This window comes from Clostridium phoceensis (assembly GCF_001244495.1).
GTDB classification, from domain to species: Bacteria; Bacillota; Clostridia; order Oscillospirales; family Oscillospiraceae; genus Lawsonibacter; species Lawsonibacter asaccharolyticus.
Genome location: NZ_LN866274.1, coordinates 2,915,903 through 2,941,948 on the forward strand (window position 1 = coordinate 2,915,903; position 26,046 = coordinate 2,941,948).

Annotated in this window: 21 protein-coding genes; 12 read left to right on the forward strand and 9 right to left on the reverse strand. The window is 54.9% G+C overall.

What is annotated here, in order from left to right; all coding sequences use genetic code 11:
* The first annotated feature begins 359 nt into the window (after positions 1-359).
* From trpE to trpA, 7 genes are read left to right on the forward strand one after another with little or no spacing between them, the layout of a single operon-like run.
* Complete coding sequence (trpE, locus tag BN1969_RS15100; RefSeq protein ID WP_050625503.1) at positions 360-1,826, forward strand: anthranilate synthase component I; 1,467 nt, start codon at positions 360-362, stop codon at positions 1,824-1,826.
* Positions 1,823-2,392: an anthranilate synthase component II gene (locus tag BN1969_RS15105; protein ID WP_050625034.1), complete on the forward strand. Its 570-nt coding sequence runs from the start codon at positions 1,823-1,825 to the stop codon at positions 2,390-2,392. The genes trpE and BN1969_RS15105 overlap by 4 nt, the downstream gene beginning before the upstream one ends.
* 3 nt (positions 2,393-2,395) lie before the next feature.
* Positions 2,396-3,427, forward strand: a complete 1,032-nt coding sequence (trpD, locus tag BN1969_RS15110) for an anthranilate phosphoribosyltransferase (protein ID WP_050625035.1) — start codon at positions 2,396-2,398, stop codon at positions 3,425-3,427.
* A complete protein-coding gene (trpC, locus tag BN1969_RS15115) occupies positions 3,424-4,206 on the forward strand; it encodes an indole-3-glycerol phosphate synthase TrpC (RefSeq protein WP_050625036.1) in 783 nt (260 codons plus the stop codon). Before trpD ends, trpC begins: the two co-directional genes overlap by 4 nt.
* Positions 4,203-4,811, forward strand: a complete 609-nt coding sequence (locus BN1969_RS15120; protein WP_050625037.1) for a phosphoribosylanthranilate isomerase — start codon at positions 4,203-4,205, stop codon at positions 4,809-4,811. Before trpC ends, BN1969_RS15120 begins: the two co-directional genes overlap by 4 nt.
* A complete protein-coding gene (trpB, locus tag BN1969_RS15125; protein WP_050625038.1) occupies positions 4,808-5,998 on the forward strand; it encodes a tryptophan synthase subunit beta in 1,191 nt (396 codons plus the stop codon). Before BN1969_RS15120 ends, trpB begins: the two co-directional genes overlap by 4 nt.
* Entirely contained in the window at positions 5,991-6,761 is a 771-nt protein-coding gene (gene trpA, locus BN1969_RS15130; RefSeq protein ID WP_050625039.1) for a tryptophan synthase subunit alpha, read from the forward strand. Before trpB ends, trpA begins: the two co-directional genes overlap by 8 nt.
* A gap of 211 nt (positions 6,762-6,972) precedes the next feature.
* On the opposite strand, the gene BN1969_RS15135 is transcribed toward trpA, so the two are convergent.
* The 7 genes from BN1969_RS15135 to BN1969_RS15165 all read right to left on the reverse strand — a co-directional run bounded on the left by BN1969_RS15135 (position 6,973) and on the right by BN1969_RS15165 (position 16,260).
* Positions 6,973-8,724: a hydantoinase B/oxoprolinase family protein gene (locus tag BN1969_RS15135; RefSeq protein ID WP_050625040.1), complete on the reverse strand. Its 1,752-nt coding sequence runs from the start codon at positions 8,722-8,724 to the stop codon at positions 6,973-6,975.
* Entirely contained in the window at positions 8,721-10,778 is a 2,058-nt protein-coding gene (locus BN1969_RS15140; protein ID WP_242850409.1) for a hydantoinase/oxoprolinase family protein, read from the reverse strand. Before BN1969_RS15140 ends, BN1969_RS15135 begins: the two co-directional genes overlap by 4 nt.
* 93 nt (positions 10,779-10,871) lie before the next feature.
* A complete protein-coding gene (locus BN1969_RS15145) occupies positions 10,872-11,954 on the reverse strand; it encodes a TRAP transporter substrate-binding protein (RefSeq protein WP_050625042.1) in 1,083 nt (360 codons plus the stop codon).
* A 61-nt stretch (positions 11,955-12,015) separates the two neighbouring features.
* Entirely contained in the window at positions 12,016-13,299 is a 1,284-nt protein-coding gene (locus tag BN1969_RS15150) for a TRAP transporter large permease (protein WP_050625043.1), read from the reverse strand.
* Positions 13,292-13,861, reverse strand: coding sequence for a TRAP transporter small permease (locus BN1969_RS15155; RefSeq protein WP_050625044.1), 570 nt, complete (start codon positions 13,859-13,861; stop codon positions 13,292-13,294). The genes BN1969_RS15150 and BN1969_RS15155 overlap by 8 nt, the downstream gene beginning before the upstream one ends.
* A 30-nt stretch (positions 13,862-13,891) precedes the next feature.
* A complete protein-coding gene (locus BN1969_RS15160) occupies positions 13,892-15,439 on the reverse strand; it encodes an FGGY-family carbohydrate kinase (protein ID WP_050625045.1) in 1,548 nt (515 codons plus the stop codon).
* 11 nt (positions 15,440-15,450) lie between these two features.
* Entirely contained in the window at positions 15,451-16,260 is an 810-nt protein-coding gene (locus BN1969_RS15165) for a BtpA/SgcQ family protein (protein WP_050625046.1), read from the reverse strand.
* A 315-nt stretch (positions 16,261-16,575) separates the two neighbouring features.
* Here BN1969_RS15165 and BN1969_RS15170 point away from each other — a divergent pair, with 315 nt between their 5' ends.
* Positions 16,576-17,289, forward strand: a complete 714-nt coding sequence (locus tag BN1969_RS15170) for a GntR family transcriptional regulator (RefSeq protein WP_050625047.1) — start codon at positions 16,576-16,578, stop codon at positions 17,287-17,289.
* A gap of 1,098 nt (positions 17,290-18,387) precedes the next feature.
* Here BN1969_RS15170 and BN1969_RS15175 read toward each other — a convergent pair.
* Positions 18,388-19,632, reverse strand: coding sequence for a sensor histidine kinase (locus BN1969_RS15175; protein ID WP_050625048.1), 1,245 nt, complete (start codon positions 19,630-19,632; stop codon positions 18,388-18,390).
* Positions 19,626-20,303, reverse strand: a complete 678-nt coding sequence (locus BN1969_RS15180) for a response regulator transcription factor (protein ID WP_050625049.1) — start codon at positions 20,301-20,303, stop codon at positions 19,626-19,628. Before BN1969_RS15180 ends, BN1969_RS15175 begins: the two co-directional genes overlap by 7 nt.
* Positions 20,304-20,502: 199 nt before the next feature.
* Between BN1969_RS15180 and BN1969_RS15185 the strand changes: the two genes are divergently transcribed.
* Genes BN1969_RS15185 through BN1969_RS15200 form a run of 4 tightly spaced genes read left to right on the forward strand, consistent with a single transcriptional unit; the run spans position 20,503 to position 25,980 of the window.
* On the forward strand, positions 20,503-22,197 hold the full coding sequence (locus BN1969_RS15185) for an RND family efflux transporter (protein WP_077138781.1): 1,695 nt from the start codon (positions 20,503-20,505) through the stop codon (positions 22,195-22,197).
* Positions 22,194-22,928 carry an ABC transporter ATP-binding protein gene (locus BN1969_RS15190; RefSeq protein ID WP_050625051.1) on the forward strand — a complete coding sequence of 245 codons (735 nt, stop codon included), beginning with the start codon at positions 22,194-22,196 and terminating at the stop codon, positions 22,926-22,928. Before BN1969_RS15185 ends, BN1969_RS15190 begins: the two co-directional genes overlap by 4 nt.
* Positions 22,925-24,121, forward strand: coding sequence for an ABC transporter permease (locus BN1969_RS15195; protein ID WP_050625052.1), 1,197 nt, complete (start codon positions 22,925-22,927; stop codon positions 24,119-24,121). The genes BN1969_RS15190 and BN1969_RS15195 overlap by 4 nt, the downstream gene beginning before the upstream one ends.
* Before the next feature lie 17 nt (positions 24,122-24,138).
* On the forward strand, positions 24,139-25,980 hold the full coding sequence (locus tag BN1969_RS15200) for an S-layer homology domain-containing protein (protein WP_050625053.1): 1,842 nt from the start codon (positions 24,139-24,141) through the stop codon (positions 25,978-25,980).
* Positions 25,981-26,046 lie beyond the last annotated feature (66 nt).

Below are 26,046 nucleotides of genomic sequence, written 5' to 3' on the forward strand. Positions count from 1 at the left end.
AGTAGTATAGTGATAAAAAATTTAATATCCTAAACCGTTGAAGCGGAGATAACGGCAATCATGCCTTTACAGAGAGCCTGTGGTGCTGAGAGTCAGGTAAGAAACAAGTTGTCAAATGGACCGCTGAGGGCGCAGTCAAATGTGAGATTCACAGAGTATGCTGCGACGTTGCAGGCAGACGTCATTTGCCGGGGATATGTTGGTATCCCGCTAAGCGCACGGGTCATGCCGTGAATCAAGGTGGCACCGCGGATAATGTGTTTTATTCGTCCTTGACAGACCGTAGTTTCTGTCAAGGACGATTTTTTGCTCCTCTGGCAGAAACGCCAGAGGAGTATTTTTATTTGGAGGTGCAGACCATGCAGATCGTTCCCACATTGGAGAAAGTCCAGGAGATCGCTTCCGCCAGACGATACCGGGTGCTGCCGGTGAGCTGTGAGATCCTGTCTGACTTCACCACGCCCATAGAAGCCATGCGCATCCTGAAGCAGGTTTCCACCCACTGCTATATGCTGGAGTCCGCAGCCAGCCATGAGACCTGGGGACGCTACACCTTCCTGGGCTTTGATCCCAGTCTGGAGATCACCTGCAGGAACGGGGAGATGCGGGCCGGATGCCTTCACTTCCCAACGGCGGACCCATCCGCTTACCTGCGTCAGGTCCTGGAGGAGCACAAAAGCCCCCGCTTTGACCATCTCCCTCCCTTCACCGGCGGGCTTGTGGGATACTTCTCCTATGACTATCTGGGGTACAGCGAGCCGTCCGTCCGGGCGGAGGTGGAGGACAGCGAGGAATTTCGGGATCTTGATCTGATGCTCTTTGACAAGGTCATTGCCTTTGACCATCTGCGGCAGAAGCTCATTCTCATGGTCAATATGTCCCTGGACGAGCCGGAGACCAGCTACAACAAGGCGGTGCTGGAGCTCAGACAGCTTGTGGAGCTGCTGCGGACCGGAGCAAAGAAGCAGGACCGTGCCGGGCGGCTCCTGGGCCCGGTGACGCCGCTGTTCGGCCGGGAGGACTTCTGCCGAATGGTGGAGCAGGCCAAGGTCCACATCCGGGAAGGGGATATTTTTCAGATCGTCCTCTCCAACTGCCTGTCGGCCCCCTTTGAGGGCAGCCTGTTCAACACCTACCGGGTGCTACGCACCCTTAACCCCTCCCCCTATATGTTCTATTTTTCCGGAACAGATGTGGAGGTGGCGGGGGCGTCGCCGGAGACTCTGGTCAAGCTGGAAAACGGCGTGCTCCACACCTTCCCTCTCGCGGGCACCCGGCCCAGGGGAAAGACCCCGGAGGAGGACCAGGTTCTGGAGACAGAGCTGCTCTCCGATGAGAAAGAGCTGGCGGAGCACAATATGCTGGTGGATCTGGGGCGGAACGATCTTGGGAAGATCAGCCGGTTCGGTACGGTCCAGGTGGAGAAGTTCCACACCATTGAGCGCTTCTCCCATGTCATGCACATCGGCTCCACCGTACGGGGAGAGCTCCGGGAGGACAAGGACGCGCTGGACGCCATCGAGGCGGTGCTGCCCGCCGGGACCCTCTCCGGAGCGCCTAAGCTCCGGGCCTGCCAGCTGATCGCAGAGCTGGAGAACAACAAGCGGGGCATCTACGGCGGGGCCATCGGCTACATCGACTTCACCGGGAATATGGACACCTGCATCGCCATCCGGATCGCCTATCAGAAGAACGGCAGGGTGTTTGTGAGAAGCGGAGCCGGGATCGTGGCCGATTCGGTCCCGGAGCAGGAATTTGAGGAATGTATGAACAAGGCGCGGGCGTCCCTGAGGGCGCTGGAGCTTGCACAGGAGGCGGAGCTATGATCCTGCTGATCGACAACTATGACAGCTTTTCCTACAATCTGTACCAGCTTGTTGGGGAATTCGAGCCGAATATCCGGGTCATCCGCAATGATGAGATGACCGCAGAAGAAATTCGGGCGCTCCAGCCGGAACGGATCATCCTCTCCCCCGGCCCGGGGAGGCCGGAGGACGCGGGAATCACCATGGAGGTGGTGACCGCCCTGGGGCATGAGATCCCCATTCTGGGGGTCTGTCTGGGGCACCAGGCCATCTGCGCCGCCTTTGGCGCCTCCATTACCTACGCCAAGGCGCTGATGCACGGGAAGCAGTCCCAGGTCCGATTCGATCTGGACTGCCCGCTGTTCCGGGGCTGTCCGGAAACAGCCCTTGTGGGGCGGTATCACTCCCTGGCGGCGGACGCCGAAACCCTTCCGGAGTGCCTGAAAATCACTGCCAGAACCGAGGACGGAGAGGTCATGGCGGTACAGCACAGGGCGTATCCAATCTACGGCGTGCAGTTCCACCCGGAGTCCATTTTGACGCCCGACGGGAAAACCATGCTGCAAAACTTCATAAAGGAGATGTAAACCATGATCAAAGAAGCTATCGTCAAAATCGTCAATAAAGGGGACCTCACCTATGAGGAGGCCTACACCGTGATGAATGAGATCATGGGCGGCCAGACCACCCCCACCCAGAACGCCGCCTTTCTTGCCGCCCTCTCCACCAAGAGCGCCCGGGCGGAGACCACCGACGAGATCGCCGGATGCGCCGCCGCCATGCGGGGCCACGCCGTCAAGGTGGAGACCGGCATGGAGCTCTTTGAGATCGTGGGCACCGGCGGAGACAACGCCGGCAGCTTCAACATCTCCACCACCGCCGCCCTGGTGGCGGCGGCAGGGGGCATGAAGGTGGCCAAGCACGGAAACCGGGCGGCCTCCTCCCTGTGCGGCACGGCGGACTGTCTGGAGGCACTGGGGGTCAATATCCACCAGCGCCCCGAAAAGTGCGTGGAGCTGCTCCGGGACGTGGGAATGTGCTTTTTCTTCGCCCAGGATTACCACACCTCCATGAAATATGTGGGAGCCATCCGCAAGGAGCTGGGCTTCCGCACGGTATTCAATATCCTCGGCCCGCTGACCAACCCCGGGACGCCGGTCCGGCAGCTGCTGGGCGTCTATGACGACTATCTGGTGGAGCCCCTGGCACAGGTGCTCATCAATCTGGGGATCAAGCGGGGCATGGTGGTATATGGACAGGACAAGCTGGACGAGATCTCCCTGAGTGCGCCCACCACCGTCTGCGAGATCCGGGACGGCTGGTTCAAGTCCTCGGTCATCACCCCGGAGGATTTTGGCTTTGACCGCTGCAAAAAAGAGGAGCTGAAGGGCGGGACGCCGGAGGAGAACGCCGCCATCACCCGGGCTATTTTGAATGGCGAGCGGGGCGCCAAGCGGAACGCGGTGCTGCTCAATGCCGGGGCGGCCCTGTACATCGGCGGCAAAGCCGATAGCATGAAGGACGGCGTGGCCCTGGCGGCGGAGCTCATTGATACAGGAAAGGCCGCCGCCCTACTGGAGCGGCTGATCGCGGTCAGCAACGGCCCGGAGGTGGAGGCATGACCATACTGGACCAGCTGGCCGGCCATGCCCGGGAGCGGGTGGCGGCGTCCAAGAGCGCTGTCCCTCTGGAGGAGCTGCGTCTGCAGGCCCTTTCTCTCCCCAAAGGAGATTATGGGTTTGAGAAAGCCCTGAGAAAAGACGGACTCTCTTTCATCTGTGAGTGCAAGCGGGCCTCGCCCTCCAAGGGACTCATCGCCCCGGAGTATCCCTACCTGCAAATTGCACTGGACTATGAGGCGGCGGGTGCAGACTGCATCTCAGTGCTCACTGAGCCCAAATGGTTTCTGGGCAGCGGCCGGCATTTGCAGGAGATCGCCCGGACGGCCTCCATCCCCTGCCTGCGGAAGGACTTTACCGTAGACGAATACATGATCTATGAGGCGAAGGTGCTGGGGGCGTCGGCAGTCCTGCTGATCTGTGCCATTTTGACGGAGCGGCAGATCCGGGAGTACCTGCACACCTGCGATGAGCTGGGCCTGTCCGCACTGGTGGAGGTCCACAACGAGGCGGAGGCGGAAACTGCCCTCCGGGCAGGGGCGCGGATCATCGGGGTGAACAACCGCAGCCTGAAGGATTTCTCTGTGGACCCGGACAACAGCCGCCGGCTCAGGGCGCTGATCCCCCGCGAGGTGCTGTTTGTTTCCGAAAGCGGCGTCCGCAGCGCCGGAGACGTCGCAGTGCTCCGAGAGCTGGGAGCGGACGGAGTCCTGATTGGAGAAACTCTGATGCGGGCGGCCGATAAAAAGGCCGCTCTGGCCGGACTGCGAGGCGGAGCATGACAAAAATCAAGCTGTGCGGCCTGTCCCGCCCCCGGGATATTCTGGCCGCAAATCAGCTGAGGCCGGAGTATATCGGATTTGTATTTGCCCCTGAAAGCAAACGATATATCGCACCCAAAGGGGCCGCTGAATTGAAGGAATTACTGGACCCGAACATTCAGGCGGTGGGCGTATTTGTCAACGAGACAGCAGAGACAGTGGCCCGCCTGCTGAACCGCGGTGTGATCGACCTGGCCCAGCTTCACGGCAGCGAGGGCGGGGACTATGTTGACCGGCTGCGGATGCTTACCCCAAAGCCCATTATCCAGGCATTCCGGATCGCCACGGTTCAGGATGTCCTCCGCGCCGAGGCCAGTGCTGCTGACCATATCCTGCTGGATGCCGGTGCGGGTACGGGAACCGTTTTTGACTGGAGTATGCTCCGGCAGCTCCGGCGTCCCTATTTCCTGGCCGGCGGACTGGGACCGGAGAATGTGGAAGAAGCGGTGGAGCGGCTTCACCCCTATGCGGTGGACGTCAGCTCCGGTATTGAGACGGATGGGGGCAAGGATCCTGAAAAAATGGCGGCCTTTGTGGCCGCAGTCAGAAAGGGAGCGAGAGCATGACCAATCCAAAGGGACGCTTCGGCGTCCACGGGGGACAGTATATCCCCGAGACGCTGATGAACGCGGTCATTGAACTGGAAGCGGCATACGATCACTACAAGAACGACGAAGCTTTCAACCGGGAGCTCACCGAGCTTTTCAATGAATACGCGGGCAGACCATCCCGGCTGTATTTTGCCAAAAAGATGACGGAGGATCTGGGCGGGGCGAAGATCTATCTGAAGCGGGAGGATCTGAACCACACCGGGGCCCACAAGATCAACAATGTGCTGGGACAGGCCCTTCTGGCCAAGCGGATGGGCAAGACCCGCCTGATCGCCGAGACGGGGGCGGGGCAGCACGGGGTGGCTACCGCCACCGCCGCCGCCCTCATGGGGATGGAGTGCGTGGTCTTTATGGGGGAAGAGGATACGGTCCGCCAGGCCCTCAATGTGTATCGGATGCGTCTTCTAGGGGCGGAGGTGGTTCCCGTAAAGACGGGCACGGCCACGCTGAAGGACGCCGTATCCGAGGCGATGCGGGAATGGACCTCCCGCATCGAAGACACCCACTACTGCCTGGGCTCTGTGATGGGGCCCCACCCCTTTCCCACCATCGTCCGGGACTTCCAGGCGGTGATCTCCCGGGAGATCAGGGCACAGCTTCTGGAGAAGGAGGGGCGGCTGCCCGACGCGGTGCTCGCCTGTGTGGGAGGCGGTTCCAATGCCATCGGCAGCTTCTATCACTTTATCGGGGACGAACAGGTCCGGCTGATCGGCTGCGAGGCGGCCGGCCGGGGGGCGGATACCCCGGAGACGGCGGCCACCATCGCCACCGGGAAGCTGGGCATCTTCCACGGGATGAAGTCTTACTTCTGTCAGGACCAGTACGGCCAGATCGCCCCGGTCTACTCCATCTCCGCCGGACTGGACTACCCGGGCATCGGCCCGGAACACGCCCACCTCCATGACATCGGCCGGGCGGAATATGTCCCGGTCACTGACGAGGAGGCGGTCAACGCCTTCGAGTATCTGGCCCGGACGGAGGGTATCATCCCTGCCATTGAGTCGGCCCACGCCGTGGCCCATGCCATAAAGCTTGCTCCCACTATGGAGCGGGAGCAGATCATCGTCATCACTATTTCAGGCCGGGGCGACAAGGACTGCGCCGCCATCGCCCGATACAGAGGGGAGGATCTCCATGAGTAAGATCGCACAGGCATTTGCCCGCGGAAAGGCATTTATCCCGTTTATTACCTGCGGCGACCCGGATCTGGAGACCACCGCCGCCGCCGTCCGGGCCGCAGTGGAAAATGGCGCGGACCTCATCGAGCTGGGCATTCCCTTCTCCGACCCCACCGCCGAGGGGCCGGTGATCCAGGGGGCTAACCTCCGGGCCTTGCAGGACGGGGTCACCACAGACCAGATCTTCGGACTGGTGCGGGACCTGCGCCGTGATGTAACAATACCTCTGGTTTTTATGACCTACGCCAATGTAGTGTTCTCCTATGGAGCGGAGCGCTTTTTCTCCGCCTGCCGGGAGACGGGGATCGACGGACTGATCCTCCCCGATCTGCCCTTTGAGGAGAAGGAGGAATTTCTGCCGGTTTGCAGGCGGTACGGGGTGGAGCTGATCTCCCTCATCGCGCCTACATCCAAGGACCGGATCGCCATGATTGCCAGAGAGGCGGATGGGTTTCTCTATGTGGTGTCCTCCCTGGGCGTCACCGGAGCCAGAAGCGAGATCAAAACGGATCTGGCCTCCATGATGGAGACTGTGCGGCAGAACACCCATATCCCAGCCGCCATCGGCTTTGGAATCTCCACGCCGGAACAGGCCAAGCGGATGGCAGAGCTCGCCGATGGCGTGATTGTCGGCTCTACCATCGTCAAGCTGCTGGAACAGCACGGGAAGGCTGCCCCTGGCTGTATCGGTGCGTATGTCAAAACCATGAAGGACGCAATACGATAAAAAAGATCAGGCAGTCCGCCAACAACACAGACCGGACTGCTTTGCACGCAGTCCGGTCTGTCGCTTATCTTAATGAGATGACGGCTAAGCTGGTGTTTCGCCATCCCCCGCAGTTCCCCTTTTGTGATGATATTTCGTTTATCTGGCATTCCTTGTTGGTCTTAGTAACCGTCTTTCCGTAGTATCTGTGACGGTTTTTCTTCCCATATCTTCAGGGGGTATTTCTAAGTACGTCAGTCTGTTCCTCATCCACAGTCCAGAGCATCTTATCACGTTTCAGTGCAACTCCGTATTCCGAAGCTGCCGCTCCAGGAGACACCTTTCCTTCCAGGACGTCTTCAAGCACCTTCTGTACATCGCGCCGTTTGGGATCCCCCCAACCTCCAGCTCCAGGCGTTCTGACGCAGACCACATCGCCGCGATTCATCACAAGGCCCGTACATTTGGATGTCAGCCGCTGAGATTCCGTCTGTCCGCTGCGGGTCAAATCATAACAGCCGCCCGCACCATTATGCCCTCCATCAATCCCCCATGGCTCAAACCGCTGGCGGTCTCCAAGGCCAGTATATATTACATGGTCTGTTACCGCCTCATAGACGCGCTCAATACCAAGACCGCCACGGTACAGACCTGCGCCGCCGCTGTCCGGGCGAAGTCCATATTTTTTGACCATGATCAGCGGGAATTCCATCTCCAGCGCTTCCACAGGCAGGTTCGAGGTGTTTGTCATATGGACCTGTACACCGTTTTGACCGTCCATATCCCGGTGCGCACCGGCACCGCCAGCAATGGTCTCAAGATACACATGGTACTGCTCAGGGTCGTTAGGATCATAGCCACTGAACAACGCCGTTGTACAACTGCCATTGCTTCCGGACATGGAGCGAATTCCGGCCGCCGGAGCCAGTGCTCCGAAGATAACATCCGCAATACGCATTGCCGTATCAATTCGCTCGCCGACGGCAGCAGGATTTTTGGCATTCAAGATCATGCCGGGTTCGGCGGCTACTGTAAACGCCCGATATATGCCTGCGTTGGACGGCGTGCCAGGGTCAATAAGCGCCTTCAAGGAGTAGAATACTGCGGCCAGCATACCGTTTTTTGTGAGATTGATGGGGCCAGAAACCTGTCCTTGTGTGCCTGCAAAATCGACATGCAGATCATCGCCTTTAATCGTAATCTTTACACAGATTTTTACTGGGTCCGGAGACGCCACACCCGCATCATCCATATAATCAATAAAGCTGTACTCGCCGTCCTTCAGGTTCCGAATACCGGCGCGCAGACGGCGCTCAGCATAATTTTGAAGCTCATGCATGCAATCGATCAACAGGTCTCCATAACGCGTATAGGCATCCTGAAGACGGCGGGCACCCACACGATTGGCAGCGATCTGAGCCTGAAGGTCACCATAGCGCTCGTTTGGGATCCGAGAATTGCAGAGAATGAAGTCTACAATATCCGCGATGGGCTCGCCATTGCGGCAAATACGCACCAGCGGGATCTTGAGCCCCTCCTGAAAGATACTTACAGCATCACCGCAGGTGGACCCCGGCTCCTTGCCGCCGATATCGCTGTGATGGGCAAGGTTTGCCGCCCAGCCAATCAGCTTTCCATTGGATGCAAAAATAGGGGCGGCGATGGTGATATCATTGAGGTGAGTCCCTCCTCCATTGTAGGGATCGTTACCAACGAACATATCGCCAGGTTTGATGTCAGAGACTGCGAATTTCTTGAAGACCTCTCCGATGATCCCAAGTAATGAGCCCAGGTGCATGGGCACGTGTTCGGCCTGAGCAATCATATTACCTTCGGGATCAAACATAGCTGTAGAAATATCCCGGCGTTCCTTAATATTATTGGAATATGCACTTTTGATGATGGCAACTCCCATTTCCTCCGCAATGGAGAGGAGTTGATTTCCAATGATTTCAAGCATAACCGCATCTGTTTTCCGTGTCATTCTTCTCCACCCCCTTGATAAGTCGCGATGAGGTTGTAGTGGGCATCTGTGTAGGCATTCCAATTGGGCGGAATTACCGTGGTGGAATCCATCTGCTCCAGAATTGCCGGCCCCTCTACCGTCGTACCGGCTTTCAGTTCGCCGCGCTGGTACACCTTGGTGTCAATGTACTGCTCCTCGCGGTCAAACAGGACCTTACGAACTTCAATCGGCTCAGGGAGCTGAGCATCAGGTTCCAGTTCCACGGCCACCAAGTCGGGCTTCTCCATAACACCGATGGCGCTGATACGGAAGTTCACCATCTGGATTGTCATATTCCGATCACAGTAGCCATACGCATGCTCATGCTCCAGATTGAACTGCTCGATCATGTCCTCCATAGCCGCCTCGTCAAAGGGCACCGTTACCTGGATCGGGATCTCGTAGTTTTGGTGGAGATAGCGGCAGTCAACGGAATAGGCGTACTTGCGTCTGTCTTCTGCAACATGCTCCTTATCCAGCAGGGCATTGCCATCGTCCAGCAAGTTATCAAAGATCTTCCGAACCTTAGGCAGAGATGTTAGCTCTGCAGTGGTCAGATTTGAACAGCTGAGATCAAATTTAGTATCCGCCATCAGCAGACCTAACGAGCACAGGGTGCCGGGAGAGGGGGGAATAAGGACCTGTTTGATTCCCATATCCCTAGCAACCTCACAGGCGTGCAGAGGTCCTGCGCCGCCAAATGCCATAAGGGTAAATTCGCTGGGATCATATCCGCGTTCAACACTTACGACTCGTACAGCACGAACCATGTTGGAATTGATCACGGAAACGATTCCTGCCGCAGCCCGCTGCAAATCCAAGTTCGATTTTTCACAAATGTGGGTGCGGATCGCCTTTTCAGCCAGCTTGATGTCAACATCCATTCTGCCGCCCAAGATTTTCTTGGAGTTGAGCTTGCCCAGAATAATATTGGCGTCAGTGGCACAGGGAAGCTCACCACCGCGCATATAGCATGCGGGCCCAGGAGTAGCACCTGAACTGCGCGGCCCCACTTTTAATGCTCCGCCCGCATCAATTTGGGCAATGGAGCCACCACCTGCGCCCACTGTCACAATATCGATCATAGGAATTCGGGCGGGGTATCCCTCCACAGTGCGTTCATTGGAAAGCTGGGCCTTACCATTTTCAATCAGGCTGACATCAATGCTGGTACCTCCCATATCAAAGGTAATAATTTTATCCAGATTACACTGCTTGCCAATGTAAATGGCACCAATAACGCCGGCAGAGGGCCCGGAAACCGCAGTCTTAATCGGACAATCGACCGTCTCTTTGATCGAGATGATCGAACCGTTGGACTGGGTCACATAAGGCGATACAGTAATACCGGCTTCCTTGACAGAATTTTCAAAGTTGTGTACATATTCTTTCATTACTGGGCCGAGATATGCGTTCAGGATAGTAGTGCTCATGCGGGAGTATTCACGAAATTCAGCAACCAAGTCGTGGGATGCAGAAACATACACTCCCGGATACTCTTCTTCAATGATCTCCTTGATGCGATCTTCATGAACAGGATTGATGAACGAGAACAATGTGCACACCGCAATGGTCTCTGCACCCATTTCCTTGAGGAAGCGCACCGCATTACGAACACTGTCTTCGTCCAACGGCGTTAAAATACTGCCGTCGTGAAGAATACGCTCCTTAACTTCCTGGTTCATTCCAGGCGGGATAAGCTGCTCCGGCTTGGGACGACGCAAGTCATACAGTGACGGGCGGCGCTGCCACCCGATTTCCATCAGGTCTTTAAAACCTTCAGTCGTGATAAGCCCCATTCGGGCTCCTTTTTTCTCAATCAGCGCATTGGTGGCGACCGTAGTTCCATGGGCCAAATAGGTAATCTCCCCGGTATCAATGCTCTGTTCACTCAGGATCTCCTGAATGCCGCCCATAATGGCCTTGGACGGATCTTCCGGAGTAGAACTGCGCTTATAATGCCTCAACGCCCCCGTTTCAATATTAAAAAACGAGAAATCAGTAAATGTTCCCCCAACATCTACGCCAATCATATAACTCAAGATTCGTCACTCCTTACGCTCTATTTTGTGTACAGCTTGGGCACTATGTGCCCAAGCTGTACATCTGGTGATTACTTTTGATAATTAATACTCAAGGTCCTGAACTGCATCGTACAGACCCGAAGTAGCCCAATAGCCTTCAGATTCCAGCTGGGGGGCCAAAGGCGCCATGGCATCGATAAAGGTCTGCTTGTCAAACTCTACAAATTGGCCACCTTCGTCTATAATAGTCTGCTTATCTGCCTCCCACTGCTCCTTAACATAAGCGGTGAACCACTGAGCGACCTCGTCACCACACTGGGTGATAATCTCCTGCTCTTCGGGGGTCAGTTTCTCCCAGGTAGTCATATTGATAGCGATGCTCTCCAGAGGATAGGCGTAGTCGACCAAGGAAATATAGGGAGCATACTTATGCAGGTCCAATGCCTTAATAGATTCGTAAGAGCACTCACCAGCATCAATCACGCCCTGCATCATGGCCATGGTGTAATCGGACCAAGCGACGATGGTGGGCTTTGCTCCCAGAGTCGTAAAGTTCTTTTCCCAGATGTCAATATTGGGAATACGGAACTTTACACCACTCAGATCAGCCGCAGTCGCTAAAGGCTTCTTTCCAAAGATGGCCCGAGGGTTCTTTTGCAGCTTATATGAGACAATATGGATACCGTTGTCTTCCAATGTCTGGAATGCGTTATCAGCCAGCTCGGAGTCCAGGAAGGCGTAGACGTGCTCAATGCTGTCAAACGCAAAAGCCATACTCATAATATTCAGGTCTTTTGCGATGCTGCTGTAATTATCAAAGGAGAAAATGGCGCCCTGCTGCAAATCCACCTGCATATTCTCTACCTCTTCCATTGCAGCACCCAGCTGCTCGCCGGGATAGTACTCCACCCTGACCCGACCAGCCAATCTCTCATTGACCAGATCAGCAAACTTCTGCCCAGCAATACCAGTTGGTTCCGTAGAAGCAGAGGATGCCCCCAGTTTAATCACAATCTCATCGTGATCCTGTCTCTCTTCTCCAGACTGAGAAGACTGAGTACTTGCGGCTGGATCAGACGCTGTGGGAGAATTGGCAGCGGGATTTTCCTTGGGGGCACAGCCAAACAGAGTAGCAGACATGACCAGTGCAAGGGATAGCGCCAGCGCTTTTTTCATCTTTTTCATATCGATTCCTCCTAAAATTTTATTTTTGATTCGTCATACACGGCCAATTCCGTTACAAAGTTCAGAGCAATAGTCCAGGCAGGAACAGGGTAAGCGGCTTAATAAAGGTCACCATCAATAGTGCGACCACAAGAGGAACAAGCATGGGATAGATGTGCTTCAATGTCTTTTCGAAGGGAAGGTCAGCCACCTTTGCGGAGACAAACAGCGATGGCGCCATGGGCGGTGTAATGCCTCCTATGGTCAAATTCAGTACTGCCATAACGCCCATAGTGATGTAGCTCATGCTGAATGCGTCGGCCACATTTAAAAGAACAGGGGCCATCATGATAAGAACCGGCAGCGAACCCATAAAGCAGCCAAGGAACAAAAGCAGAAGATTCAGCAGCAGAAGAACGATGATTTCATTGTTAAGACTCAACAGAAGATCCGACAGAGTCTTGGTAATCCCGCTGTTAATTATCATCCAGTTAAATACAGAACCGGTAGCGCACAGCCACATAGTCAGGGCTGTGGTGGACATCGTTTCCTTCAGGATCTTCATTATCTTCGCAAAATTTAACCGCCTGTAGCAGAAACCAAGCAGAATGATATATGCACAGGCCACAGCACCGGTCTCAGTAGATGTGAAGACGCCTGTGCTGATGCCGCCCAGCAGAATGGCTGGTGCCCCCAGTGCAGGGAGGCCACGCCAGAGTGCATGTAAGAAGTCCTTAAAAGGAGCTTTAGGAGTAATGGGTGCTTTTACATGGAACTTCGTGACGGCGATATAGATATAGACCATCAAGCAAAGGCCCATCAAAATACCCGGAAGAACACCGGCCATAAACAGTTCTACGGTACCCGTACTTGCAAGAAAGCCCCAAATCACAAGGTTGATGCTTGGAGGAATGATCGGACCGATACCAGATGAGGCCGCAGTGATGGCTACTGAAAACCCCTTGTCATAGCCAGCCTCGTTCATTGCCTTGATCTCAATGGCACCCAGGCCGCCTGCATCTGCCATAGCAGAACCGGACATGCCAGCGAAGATCATACTTGCGAGAACATTTGCGTGGCCCAGACCACCTGGAATATGTCCGATTGCTTTCTCGGCCAAACCAAATATTCTGTCACTGAATCCGATCTCATTCATTGCACAGCCCACAAAAACGAAAGCTGGAACCGCCAAAAGTGAGTAGCTCGCAAACGATGTTGCCGTCTTCTGGGCGAACATGACGAAGCTCTGGCCGTTCTGAATAACATAGAGCAGACTTGAAAGCAGCATTGCCGTTCCGATCGGCATTTCCAAAAGGATCAGAACAACGAAAATAAGGAAGTAGATCCAAACCATGTAGTCACTCAACGATCATCACTCCTTCGTCCTGAAGTTTTTGGAAGCGATCCAAAAACACATGTTTTGGCGTTAAAATGTACTCGACGATACGATATACTGCACAGATTGTCATCATTGCCCCCATGACGATCATGGGAAGCGCATAGTAATAGGCTTTGGTGAACGGAAGACCTCCCTGGGGCAGCTTGGTCACTTGGAGGCCAAAAAGTGTGATTCCCCCAGAAACGAAAACCAGTGACGTGATTGCCACAACCACGTGCGGGATGAACATGAAAAAGAGCTTCCCGGTACGATTGATAAATTTTAAAAAGAAGTGGATAACTGCATGCTCATTAGTCCAATAGCATACAACTGTGCCGAGAGCTGAATACCACACCAGCAGTGCAATGATCATTTCATCGAACCACCAGATGGGGCTGCTAAACACGTAACGCATAATGACATTTAGGAACATGGCGCCGATGAACATAACAGAAGCCAGCGAACCAACGACTGTAGTGAACATAATGCAGCGGTCAAGCACACGCCATACCTTTCCCAGTGCACCTTCAGGAATATATTGTCCTTCCATAAAATTACCTCCTATCCAAGTTGTATCTCCTTAAGGCACGTTTTCCACCTCTCCTATCCTGTGCATCATATTTTTCGTCTGGTTATAAAGTTCGCAATAGAGTTTGTAATAACGCTCGTACTGACGGTGCCGTTCTTGGTCCGGCTGATAAATTCGGGCGGTGGTAATGACTTCGTTGAGCTGCCGGAAGCTGTTGAAACGGCCTGTCCCAAGTGCGGCCATCAGCGCGTCTCCAAATGCAGCTCCCACAGACACTTCCGAAACGCTGATGGGCAATCCGATGATATCGGATACGATCTGCATCCATACGGCACTCTTAGTCCCGCCGCCGACAGCCATAAGCTTCTTGAGCGGAAGATCGTGGTCTCTCAGCACTTCCAGGTGCTGACGTACGGAATAACCAACGCTTTCCAAAGCCGAGCGATACAAATGTTTTCTTGTATGAGAAAGTGTTAACCCAAAAATCATTCCCCTGGCTTTGGGATCGTTGATAGGAGTTCTCTCACCCGCAAAATAAGGCAGTGTAATCAGGCCCTCGCTTCCTGGGGCGATTTCTTCGATTCCCTCCGGCATCCTTGCAAATGCGTTTTTCCCGCCCTGCTGTTCTTCCTGCAGATAGTCCGAAAACAGGATGTCCCGATACCACTGCGTCATGGCACCGCAGGTATTGGTGCCGCCGGCCAGGCTGTATGTACCTGGAATCAGAAAGTTATTGCCGCGCATGCGTTCATCCTGAACAGGTTTTGCGCTACAGTAGTAAAGAAACAGGGTCGAGCCAAACTGAATCATCATGTCCCCCGGCGCAAGCACGCCGGTACTGATCGCTTCTGCAGAAGAATCCCCCGTCCCGGTAATCACGGGAGTGCCCTCTGCAAGTCCTGTGGCCAAGGACGCTTCTTTGGTCACAAAACCAGCTATGTCGCTGGCCGGCATAGTCTGCGCCAGCTGCTCCGGACTGCAATAAAGCTGGCACTCCTCCTCACAAATGCTGCCATCCTTTCGATACAAAGGGCGAAACGAGGCTTGGCTTAGAAATTGGTCTATCACATATTTTCCGGTCAGTCTCGCAACAAGATAGGATGAGCCGGTCAGGAATTTATAGGTGCGCTTATAAATCTCAGGCTCGTGATGTTTGATCCATAAAATTTTTGCCGCTACGTCGCCGGTGCAAATGGGCCGTCCGAACAGGCGATTCACCTCTTCTGTGCCATAGTAGTTTGTTAGCCATTCAATTTCCTCCTGTGCACGGGAATCAATGCCGTAAAGGATGGCTTTCCGAAGGGGCTTACAGGTTTCATCTACCGGCAGACAATCAGACCCGAGTGTACTGATCCCAAGCGCTGCGATCTCTTTTGCCTCCACTCCAGAGTCTCGAATCAGGGTGTTAGCAACAATGCAGAGGTCATGCCACCAGACACGTTCTGCGTCATGCTCATATTGACCGGGCTTGGGGTGTTCCATACTATGCTTTATGGAGCTCTGGAGGACGATTCTGCAGTTCCGGTCGATCAGAAGCCCTTTTGTCTCTGATGTCCCCACATCGATTCCCATGTAATAAGGAGCATTTCCAGTACTCATGACAAATTCCTTTATTTTGTAGCGCGGTATGCACGCACAGCATCCATGAATTCGACGACACGCTGCAGTTCCACCTGATTTTCAAATTTTCCGTCTTTCTTAAATGCTGTGCCCACACAGACTCCATCCACAACGCTGAGCTTCTGTGCCACATTCTGTGCAGTACAGCCAGTATTGCAAAAAACAGGGACACTGTCAGCAACCGCCTTGACATCCTTCAGGATATCATCGTCTGTCTCAGAACCGGCACTGACACCAGATACGCAGAGTCCATCAGGAAAACAGTGGAAAAGGATGGACTTAGTGATCTTCTGGAGGCTGCGTTCTGCAAGGTAAACATCCGACTCCGGGTTTACCTTGAACAGCATCTTAATATCTGTATGGTTCAAATAAAGGCGACGGCGGACCGCCTGAGCTACATCCGTGTTTATGATACCCGCTTCACTCAAGTAGGCACCGGTAAATGCTGCGCGAACAAACTGCGCATTGGTAGCCACGGCCAGATCAATAGCCGCCATGGGATTGGACGCGATATTCACACCGTAAGGAACTGCGATCTCACTGCGCAGTTCGCCAATCACACGAGCCATAGAGGCAACCGTGACATAATCGACTTTGCGCTGATAAGGAAGGCTGAACTCATTGGCAAACAGGATACCATCCACCCCGCCGTCTTGGAGCGCATGCAACTCCCTTCTGGCAATGTCGATCACATTCTGGAGTCCACCTTCTTTGTCAAACAACGGATCTCCTGGCAGGGCACGCAGATGAAGCAGCGCGATTACAGGCTGCTTCACTCGAAACAGGTCTTCAGTCCACATATATTTCACCTTCACTTTTCGTTTTGTGGATTTCCCACGCAATTTGTCTTGTTTGTATTTAATACAATATACCTTTCTCTTTGGGATGTCAATACAGGTCCCCCCTTATAAAAATTTGTATCTTTGTTGTTTTTTACATTTTTCATCGTCTATATTTGTTCAATTTTAGTTTATATTGTCGTTCTTTACATATTATTAATAGCTTTTTGAAAAATCAAAAAATATAAATAATACTTTTTCATAAGGGTATTTACTTTTTCATCTCTTTCATATATAATACAAATAAGCAACAAAAGTGTAAATGGAAGGAAGCTTATGCAAACAACTACAATGTCAGGCCCCCTGTATCTGCAAATCAAAGATACACTTCTGGCGCAGATAAAATCCGGAGTTTATACCTGCGGGCAGCAGATACCAACAGAAAGTGCTCTTGCGGATATCTTTTCCGTCAGCAGAGTTACCATCCGGAAAGCATTGAAAGAGCTTGAACAGGATGGCCTGCTGATTCGTCATCGCGGACGAGGCACTTTTGTAGCAGATCATTCTCTCCGCAGAAACATTTCGGAAAACTCAAGCTTCACACAGATCTGTCAGTTTGCAGGTCTAGTCCCAGGGGCACGTACAATCAAGTCAGTCATTGAAGACGCCACTGACTCAGATGTAAAGGAACTGGGTATCGAAGCAGGCTCAAAAGTTGTAGTACTGGAGAGAATTCGATATGCAAACGATAAGCCGGTCGCTATCGAATTTTCCCGCTTCCCGGAACGGTTCTCTTTTCTTATTGAAGAGGATTTAAATGACACATCCCTGATTATGGTCCTGGCCGAAAAGTACCACATTCGTTTTACCGGGACAGGAACAAAAACCTTGAAGCAGGTCTATGCTACCTATGAGCAGGCAAAGTACCTCTCTCTTTCCAAAGGATATCCGCTCATTTCTATCGCGTGCGTATCCTACGATGCATCGGGAGCACCGTGCCACCGCTCTTTGCAACTAATTGTTGGGGATAGATTTGAACTCTATTTCTGAGAAAACTGATAACAAATTTACTTTCTCTCATAAAATGACTTGCTGCATATTATTTGCCTTCCTGCGCCGGGCCTTCTATGGCATCATCCCAGTCAGTACGTTCCTCTGCGGGTCATAACGATGATTCCCTTACGTTGTATGCACTCCGGCAGCAGGTATTCAGCTGTCCAAGGGCAGTAGAGCTCAGTACTTCTGCTATTTTCGCTTTTATGTTAGAATACTCTCGTCAGGTACTGTATCAGGAAGTGATTTTTGATGAGGAGGCGGCAAGAGCGCAGAACTGTTTTGATGGAGGCAGGGGTAGATGACCGGGTATTTTTCGATTATGTTACCATCGCTACGGACGATGAGTGCCTTTAGGTGAGTTTCATTATTTCGATATTACCACAACAATGTTGGCAATACGAAAGGTGTTGACCACCTATATGAGTTATTAGAAAATTTTGATTATATTGTCAAAAAATGCAGAATTTTTGCAGATTGGCTCTTGAATGGCCGACTTTTATAATGTAGACATAGCAAGGGCGCCGGGTCTTATCCGGCGCCCTCTTCTTTTTCTCTACAGTATAGAACGACCATGAGAAAAAACTGCTGAATCTGCACTCACAAAGGAGAGAGGATCGATGTCTGTAGAACTGATTCTTTGGGTTGACAGCGTGGTGTTTGACGCCTGGTTTCTAATCAGCACCGCTCTTGTCTTCTGGATGCATACCCGTCTTGTCTATGGTAGCTGGGTTTACCCGAGCTAAAAACACCGGGAATATTTTATAGAATCAGTCATAGTTTAATCTTTACTTTACTCTTCTATAAGCTATTTTTGACCGCCGTCATAGCCGGTGGTTGTCTTTTATGCTACCTGAACGGGGCTCCGGCAGAACACCACCGCCGGAGCCCCGTTTCTTGTCTGTCGCTCGTTCCGTGGTCAAGTACCGAAGGAAGCAGCACCAAGAGGACGCCGGCCACATGCAGGAAACGTGACGCTGAGACAAAGAAACCAGCCGACAGGCCCTGGATACCATAGAGCATTGCGCTACACTGAAGCAGCAAAAAGTCGAACCGTAGCTACTCCGTTCCCAACAAACTTTTTTGATTCTCTGGTCACCGGGCCGGAAGTTCCACGGTGAAGCGATTGTATCCACCGCTGCTCTCCACCCAGATGCGCCCGTGGTGCTCCTCTGTGATGCGCTGGGCGATGGAGAGGCCCAGACCGAAGCTGCCGTCCCGGCTCCGGGCTGGATCTGTCCGATAGAAGCGCTTGAAAATATCCTTCTGCTCCGCCGCCGAGAGAGGCGGGCCGGGATTGCTTACAGTCAGCCGGCAGCGGTGGTGCCCCCATCGCTCCAGACGGACGTTCACAGTCCCTGGCGGCTCGGTATATTTCCGGGCATTGTCCAGCAGGATATCCAGCACCTCTTTGAGCCGGCCGGCATCCCCGTTGACGTTGATCCCCTCGGCGAGTTGGCTTGACAGCATCAACCCCTGCTCGAAAAACACCGGATCGAAAGGCAGCAGAGCGTCCGCTGCCAAAGTGCTCAGATCCACCGGCCTCAGGTCCGCCTTTCCCTGGCCGCTGTCCGCCCGGGCCAGCTCCAGCATTTGCTCCACCAGGGCCCGCATCTGCCGGGACATGGTGAGAATGTTGGCAGAAAACCGCACCTGGCTGTCCCGGTCATTTTCTTCGCTTTGCAGCAGCTCCGCATTGGTCATGATGACGGTAAGGGGCGTCTTCAGCTCGTGGGAGGCGTCGGAGACAAACTGGCGCTGCTGCTGCCAAGCCCACTCCACCGGTTTCACTGTCCAGGCGGCCAGTTTGATGCTGATCCCCAGAAAAGCAAAAAAGCAGAGCACGCCGATGAGGATGCAGTTCTTGACCAGATTGTTTAAGGTGGACTGCTCACTGGTGGTATCTGCAAAAATCACACTCTGTCCAAACGGAGCGTCTACTCGCAGAAAACGCAGATGATACTGCTTCAACTCCCCGGATGGGCGGTTCACCCGCTCCACCTCCTGGATCAGTTCCTGCAAAAAAGTTTGGTCAAAGGCTTCTCCAGGAGACAGGTCATAATATCCCACACCGGCAGCAGTCAGTGTTCCGTCCTCCGCCTCCTGCACCACAAAAAAGGGCAGACGGACCTGCTCCGGTTGTTCACCCGGGCGTGCAAAGGGGGCAAGCGGACGATCAGGGGCCATGATACCTACCGGAACGGCGCGCATCATGGCAAAGCTTTCCTGCTCCAGGCTGCTCCGTGTAAAAAAATAGAGCATTCCAAAGACCGTACACAACATGATGGTGACGATCACCATGATGACCGCGACAAATTGAAGGCGCAGACGTTTCAGCATTCCTCATCCACCTCCAGACGATAGCCCAGCCGCCGGACTGCCTCGATGCGGATATTGGAACCGATGCTGTGCAGCTTTTTTCGGAGAAAGCCCACATAGACCTCCACATGATTCTCCACCGCATCGGAGTCATATCCCCACACCCGGGCCAGGATCACTTCCTTTGAGAGGATGGTGCTCTGGGAGCGCAGGAGAATGCGCATCACGTCAAATTCTCGGGCAGAGAGCTGGACCCGCTTTTCTCCGCAGATCAGGGTGCAGGCTCCCAGATCCAGAGCGGTATTTCCCAGGGTCACCTGATCCACCTGGGGCCCCTGCCGTCGGAGCAGGGCATTGATGCAGGCCAGCAGCTCCCGGATATCGAAGGGCTTGGTCAGATAATAGTCAGCCCCGGCATTGAGCCCCTCGATGCGGTCTTCCAATTCTGAGCGGGCGGTGAGCATCAGGATAGGGGTGCCGCAGCGCTTGGCCCGCACCTCCCGGGCCACCTGACAGCCGTTCATTTTTGGCATCATCACATCCAGGATCAGCAGGTCGTAAATCCCCAGCTCCGCATACTCAGCCCCGGTCTCACCGTCGTAGACGCACTCCACCTCAAAGCCCTTGCGCTCTAAAACCGACTGGATGGAGTCTGCCAGCAGTTTTTCATCCTCAATTATTAGTACTTTCATAACAGCCTCCGATGGGATGCGGTATTCCTTTTTGATATTATACTACACAAAAATACTGAATCGAAGCTGAAAAAGCAGAAAGATCCGCAGCACTTTCCCGCGTATTTTCAGTTTCTATTCAGCAAACGGTGTTATCATCAGATATCATCTGCCGTATCACTCCAGAACTTAAGTGCGGCACGAAAGGAGTTTCTCGCATATGACCTTAGTGAAACCAAAGTCCGACGACCAAGTGCAGGGAGAGCAAACGAAAAAGCGAACACACCGTCTCCCTCGCCCCAAGCACGGGAAGCGGTGGTCGCTCCTCATTGTGGCTCTCCTTCTGATCCTGGCCTTCGCCGGAAAATTCCTGCTGAGCAAAGGGCCTTCAGCGGCGGCAATCACCTACACAGAGGAAAAGGTCGCCCCACGGACCATTACCAACTCTCTTACCGGCAGCGGTACCCTCCAGCCCGCCAATTCCTATACTGTGACCACCCTGATCGAAGGCGAGGTCCTCTCTGCGGACTTTGAGGAGGGCGATATGGTGGAACAGGACAGCGTGCTCTATGAGATCGACAGCGAGGACGCCGCCGCCAACATCGAAAAGGCGCAGATCTCCCTGTCTCAGGCCCAGCGCAGCTATGAGAGCACGGCGGAAAACCAGACAGTCAAGGCAAATTCCTCCGGTACGTTGTACACATTGGATGTCAAAGAGGGGGACGAGGTCAGTCAGGGGCAGACCATCGCCACCATCCGCAACGACAGCACCATGACACTGACCGTCCCCTTCCCCGCTGAGGACGCTGCTACCTTCCACGTGGGGCAGACCGCTCAGGTGACACTGGACGGCTCTTTTGAGACGCTGACCGGTACAGTCCAGTCGATCTCCGGCGGGAATGCCGTCGGAACCGGCAACACCATTACCCGAGATGTGACCATCGCCGTGCAAAATCCCGGCGGGCTCAGTGCAGTTCAGGTAGCCACAGCCTCCGTCAACGGTCTGGGCAGCGCCGGAAACGGGACCTTTACCTACCAGTCAGAGAGCACGGTCACGGCCAGCGCCAGCGGGACTGTCGCCGCGGTCCACGTCTCTGAAGGCAGCGCTGTTTCCAAGGGACAGGTATTGATCACTCTGGGCGGTGATGATTTGGAAGATCAGCTCCAAAACGCGGCAGACAGCCTGAGAAATGCGGAGCTGTCCATGGAGAACACACAGAAGCAGCTGGAGAATTACACCATTACATCCCCTATCAGCGGGACCGTCATCGACAAGGAGTACAAGGCCGGCGATACCGTGGAATCCGGCAAGACCCTGTGTACCATCTACGACCTGAGCTATCTGGAGATGACCCTGAACATCGATGAGCTGGACATCTCCACGGTGGAGGCGGGACAAACGGTTCAGATCACTGCGGAGGCGGTGGAGGGCAAGACCTTTACCGGCGTGGTCACCAAGGTCTCGGTGGCAGGCACCACCTCCGGCGGGATCACCTCCTACCCGGTCACCGTCCGTATCGACGAGACCGACGGCCTGCTACCGGGCATGAATGTGGACGCGGAGATCGTGCTGGAGGAGGCCGCCGATACCCTGGCCATCCCCAGCAGCGCCGTCACCAGGGGCAGCGGGAACACCTCTCTGGTACTCATCACTCAGGACTCTCCCAGTGCGGAAAGCGCCGTGGAGCAGGAGTCGCCCGAGGGCTACGTCTATGTGCAGGTGGAGACCGGCATCAGCGACAACAGCTATGTCCAGATCCTCAGCGGTTTGCAGGAGGGGGACACCGTAGCGTATGTCACCCGCTCCACAGAGTCCGGCAGCATGATGATGGGCGGGATGCCCGGCGCCATGGGCGGCGATATGCCCGCCGGAATGCCAAGCGGCGGCGGCCCCGGAGGGGGGTTCCCGGGATGAGCGCGCTGATCGAATTTCGTCAGGTCTGCAAGACCTATCAGATGGGGGACACCACAGTTCGGGCGGCGGACCACATCTCCATGCGCATCGAAAAGGGGGAATTTGTGGCTATCGTTGGCCAGTCCGGCTCCGGAAAATCCACCTGCATGAACATCATCGGCTGTCTGGACGTCCCCACCTCCGGCACTTATCTGCTGGACGGACGGGACGTAGGGCAGATGGATACCAATCAGTTGGCAGCGATCCGCAACGAGCTGCTGGGGTTCATCTTTCAGCAGTACAACCTGCTGCCCAAGCTGGACCTGCTGGAAAATGTGGAGGTACCGCTGATGTATGCCGGCGTCCCCAAGGCGGAGCGCCGGCAGCGGGCCCGAGAGGTACTGGAGCAGGTAGGCCTGGGCGACAAGCTCCACCACCTGCCCAATCAGCTCTCCGGCGGTCAGCAGCAGCGGGTGTCCATCGCCCGGGCCCTGGCCGGCCGTCCCGCCGTCATCCTGGCCGACGAGCCCACCGGTGCCCTGGACTCTCACACCAGCCGGGAGGTGCTGGGGATGCTCCAGGACCTGCACCGTCAGGGCAACACGGTGGTACTTATCACCCATGACAACTCCATTGCGGTCCAGGCCCAGCGGATCATCCGCTTGGAGGACGGCCATGTAGTCTATGATGGGGACGCCCGCGCGCCGGAGGCCGTGGTGACCCCCGGCCTAAGGGGAGGTGTGTCGTCATGAGCCTCTGGGAGACTTTTACGCTTGCTGTCAAAAATATCTCCGGCAGCAAAATGCGGACCTTTCTCACCATGCTGGGCATCATCATCGGCGTGTGCGCCGTCATCGTCATCGTGGGCCTGGGCAACGGTATGGCCGGATATATGGAGGACAGCTTCGCGGAGATGGGGACCAACACCCTGACGGTGTCCATCATGGGCCGTGGGACCTCCCGCACCGTGTCCGAGGAGCAGATGTATCAGATCGTGGAGGACAACGCCGGCTATCTGGACCAGATTTCGCCTACTGTGTCCATGACAGGCAGTGTAAAGATCGGCAGCACCACTTACAGCTCCACCTCCGTATCCGGTGTCGGGGAGACGTGGTTTGATATGAAGGGCTACGAGGTAGCTCAGGGCCGGGGCATCGAGTATATGGACATCGTCAACCGGAAAAAGGTGTGCGTGGTGGGCAGTTATGTGGCCCAGACCTGCTTTGGCGGGAATGCCGTGGGCCAGAGTCTGAAGGTAGGCGGCACCACCTTTTCCATCGTGGGCGTTATGGCTCAGGAGGCGGAGCAGATGGAGGAGGGGGGCACGGACGACTGCGTCTATGTCCCCTACTCCACCGCAGCCCGCCTGTTCTTTACCGGCACCATCAGCAGCTATACTGTGACCGTGACCGATGAGGAATACGCCACCCTGGGGAAAGAGGCCATCGAAACCGCTCTCTACAAAATTTTTCAGGATGAAGACGCCTATACCGTGGTCAGCATGGCGGAGATGCTGGACACCATGACCAGCATGGTCAATATGGTCATCGCCATCCTGGCGGCCATCGCCGGCATCTCTCTGCTGGTGGGCGGCATTGGCATTATGAACATCATGCTGGTCTCTGTCACAGAGCGCACCCGGGAGATCGGTATCCGCAAGGCCCTGGGGGCCAGGGAGGGCATCATCCTGCGGCAGTTTGTGATCGAAGCCGCCACCACCTCCGCCCTTGGCGGAGGGCTGGGCATCATCCTTGGCTATCTCATGTCGGCGGTTGCTACACAGGTCATCAAACGGCTGATGGAGACGGCCATTACCGTCTCTCCCTCGGCCACGGCGGTCTTGGCAGCCTTTGGGATCTCCGCCGGCATCGGCATCCTGTTTGGCTATCTGCCCGCAAAAAGAGCCGCCCGCCTCGATCCCATCGAAGCCCTGCGGTATGACTGATAGGAGGTATCTGTTATATGAAATCAAAAGTTCTCTCTCTCATTCTGGCTGTGTGCACGCTCTGCTCGCTATTGGTGTCCCCGGCCTCCGCAGTCGGCGGAGACAGCGCAGTCCAGATGGTCCAGGCTTTGGGTATTTTGGACGGCACAGATCTGGAAAGCCCTGTTACCCGGGCGGAGTTTTCCAAAATGCTGGTGGCAGCCTCCTCCTATAAGGATAGCGTCAGCAGCGAGGGCAGCGGATATTCCCTGTTCAGGGATGTGAAAAGCAGCTACTGGGCCTCGGAGTATATCCGCTGCGCCGTGTCAGAGGGCTGGATGACCGGCTATACCGACGGGACCTTCCGGCCGGATGAAACAGTAAAGCTGGAGGAGGCGTGCGCCGCGGTGCTGAAGCTGCTGGGCTACGACACCTCTGCTCTGGCCGGCTCGTTCCCAAGCGCTCAGTTGAGTAAGGCCGCAGCACTGGGCCTGCGGGACGGGATCAGCCTGAAGCAGGGCGGCACTATGGCCCGGCGGGACTGCGCTGCACTTTTCTCCAATTTGATGACAGCTAAAACCAGCGGCGGTCAGATCTATGCCGAGACTCTGGGTTATACAGTGACCAACGGAGAGGTGGACTATACCGCCCTGACGCTGGAAAACCTCAGCGGCCCCTATGTGGCTGAGAACGGCTCCGTCTCCCTCCCTTTCCAGCCAACGACGGTCTATCGAAACGGGGAAGTCTCCTCCTCCGCCGCGCTGAATCAGTACGATGTCTACTATTATGATCAGGGCAGCAGCACGCTGTGGATCTACACCGACCGGGTCTCCGGCAAGATCACGGAGCTGTCTCCCAGCGCCACGTCTCCTACTTCCGTCACGGTAGCCGGCGCTGCCTATGAAATTGGCAGCTCTGCCGCCACTTATAAGCTGTCTGCGCTGGGCGGAGGCAAAGCCGGCACCATCGTGACGCTGCTGCTGGGGATGGACGGTTCCGTGGTGGATGTGCTCACTGGGACCAGCGTGGAAGCGGTGTACTATGGGATGGTGGAATCCTCTGAAAAAGTGGTCGCCGAGGACGGAAATGCCGCAGTTCAGACCAATGTTACCGTGCTCTGCACAGATGGCACGGCAAAAACCTTTGCGGTGGACAAAGCCATGGACTATAAGGCCGGCCGTCTGGTCTCTGTCAATGTCAGCGAGGGCAGCGTGACCATAAAAACACTGACAGAAAAGCATACCAGCGGTAAGGTGAACAGCACTGCTACAAAGCTCGGCGATCTTTCCTTTGCGGACAATGTTGAGATCCTGGATACCAGCAGCGAAGGTACTGCTGCTGCCGTGGATGCCTCCCGTCTGTCCGGGATGAGCCTGGACAGTGACGACATCCGTTATTACGGACTGAACGAGGAAGGCAGGATCGAGTATCTTATTCTGGATGATGTAACTGGAGACCTCTGGACCTACGCCTATCTGACCAATCTGGAGGATCAGTCCCAGGAGATGTCCATCAATGTCACCTACACCTATTTGGTAGACGGCACTGAACAGACCCTGCGTTCTGCTTCCGTTAAGTATCCTGTGGAGACCGGCGGCATAGCCATCGCCTATAAGTCCGACGGCAGCATCCAGACCATGCAGCGAATGAAGTCCGTAAAGCTGACGGAGCTGTCCGGAAGCTGGGCTATGGCCTCTAATCAGAGGTACGCCATTGCGGATGATGTGCAGGTCTACCTGCGTAAAAACGGTTCTTACTACCTGACTGCCCTTTCCGCTGTCAATGCGGAGGACTATACGCTGACCGGCTGGTACAACAATTCCAGCAGCAGTGCAGGCAGACAGATCAGGATCATCATCGCGACGGCGCTGGAAAGTTGACCGGATCGATTCCCTCGATCCTATCCTGTTGACAAGGTAAAGGCCGAAGGACCAGCCGTAATGGCT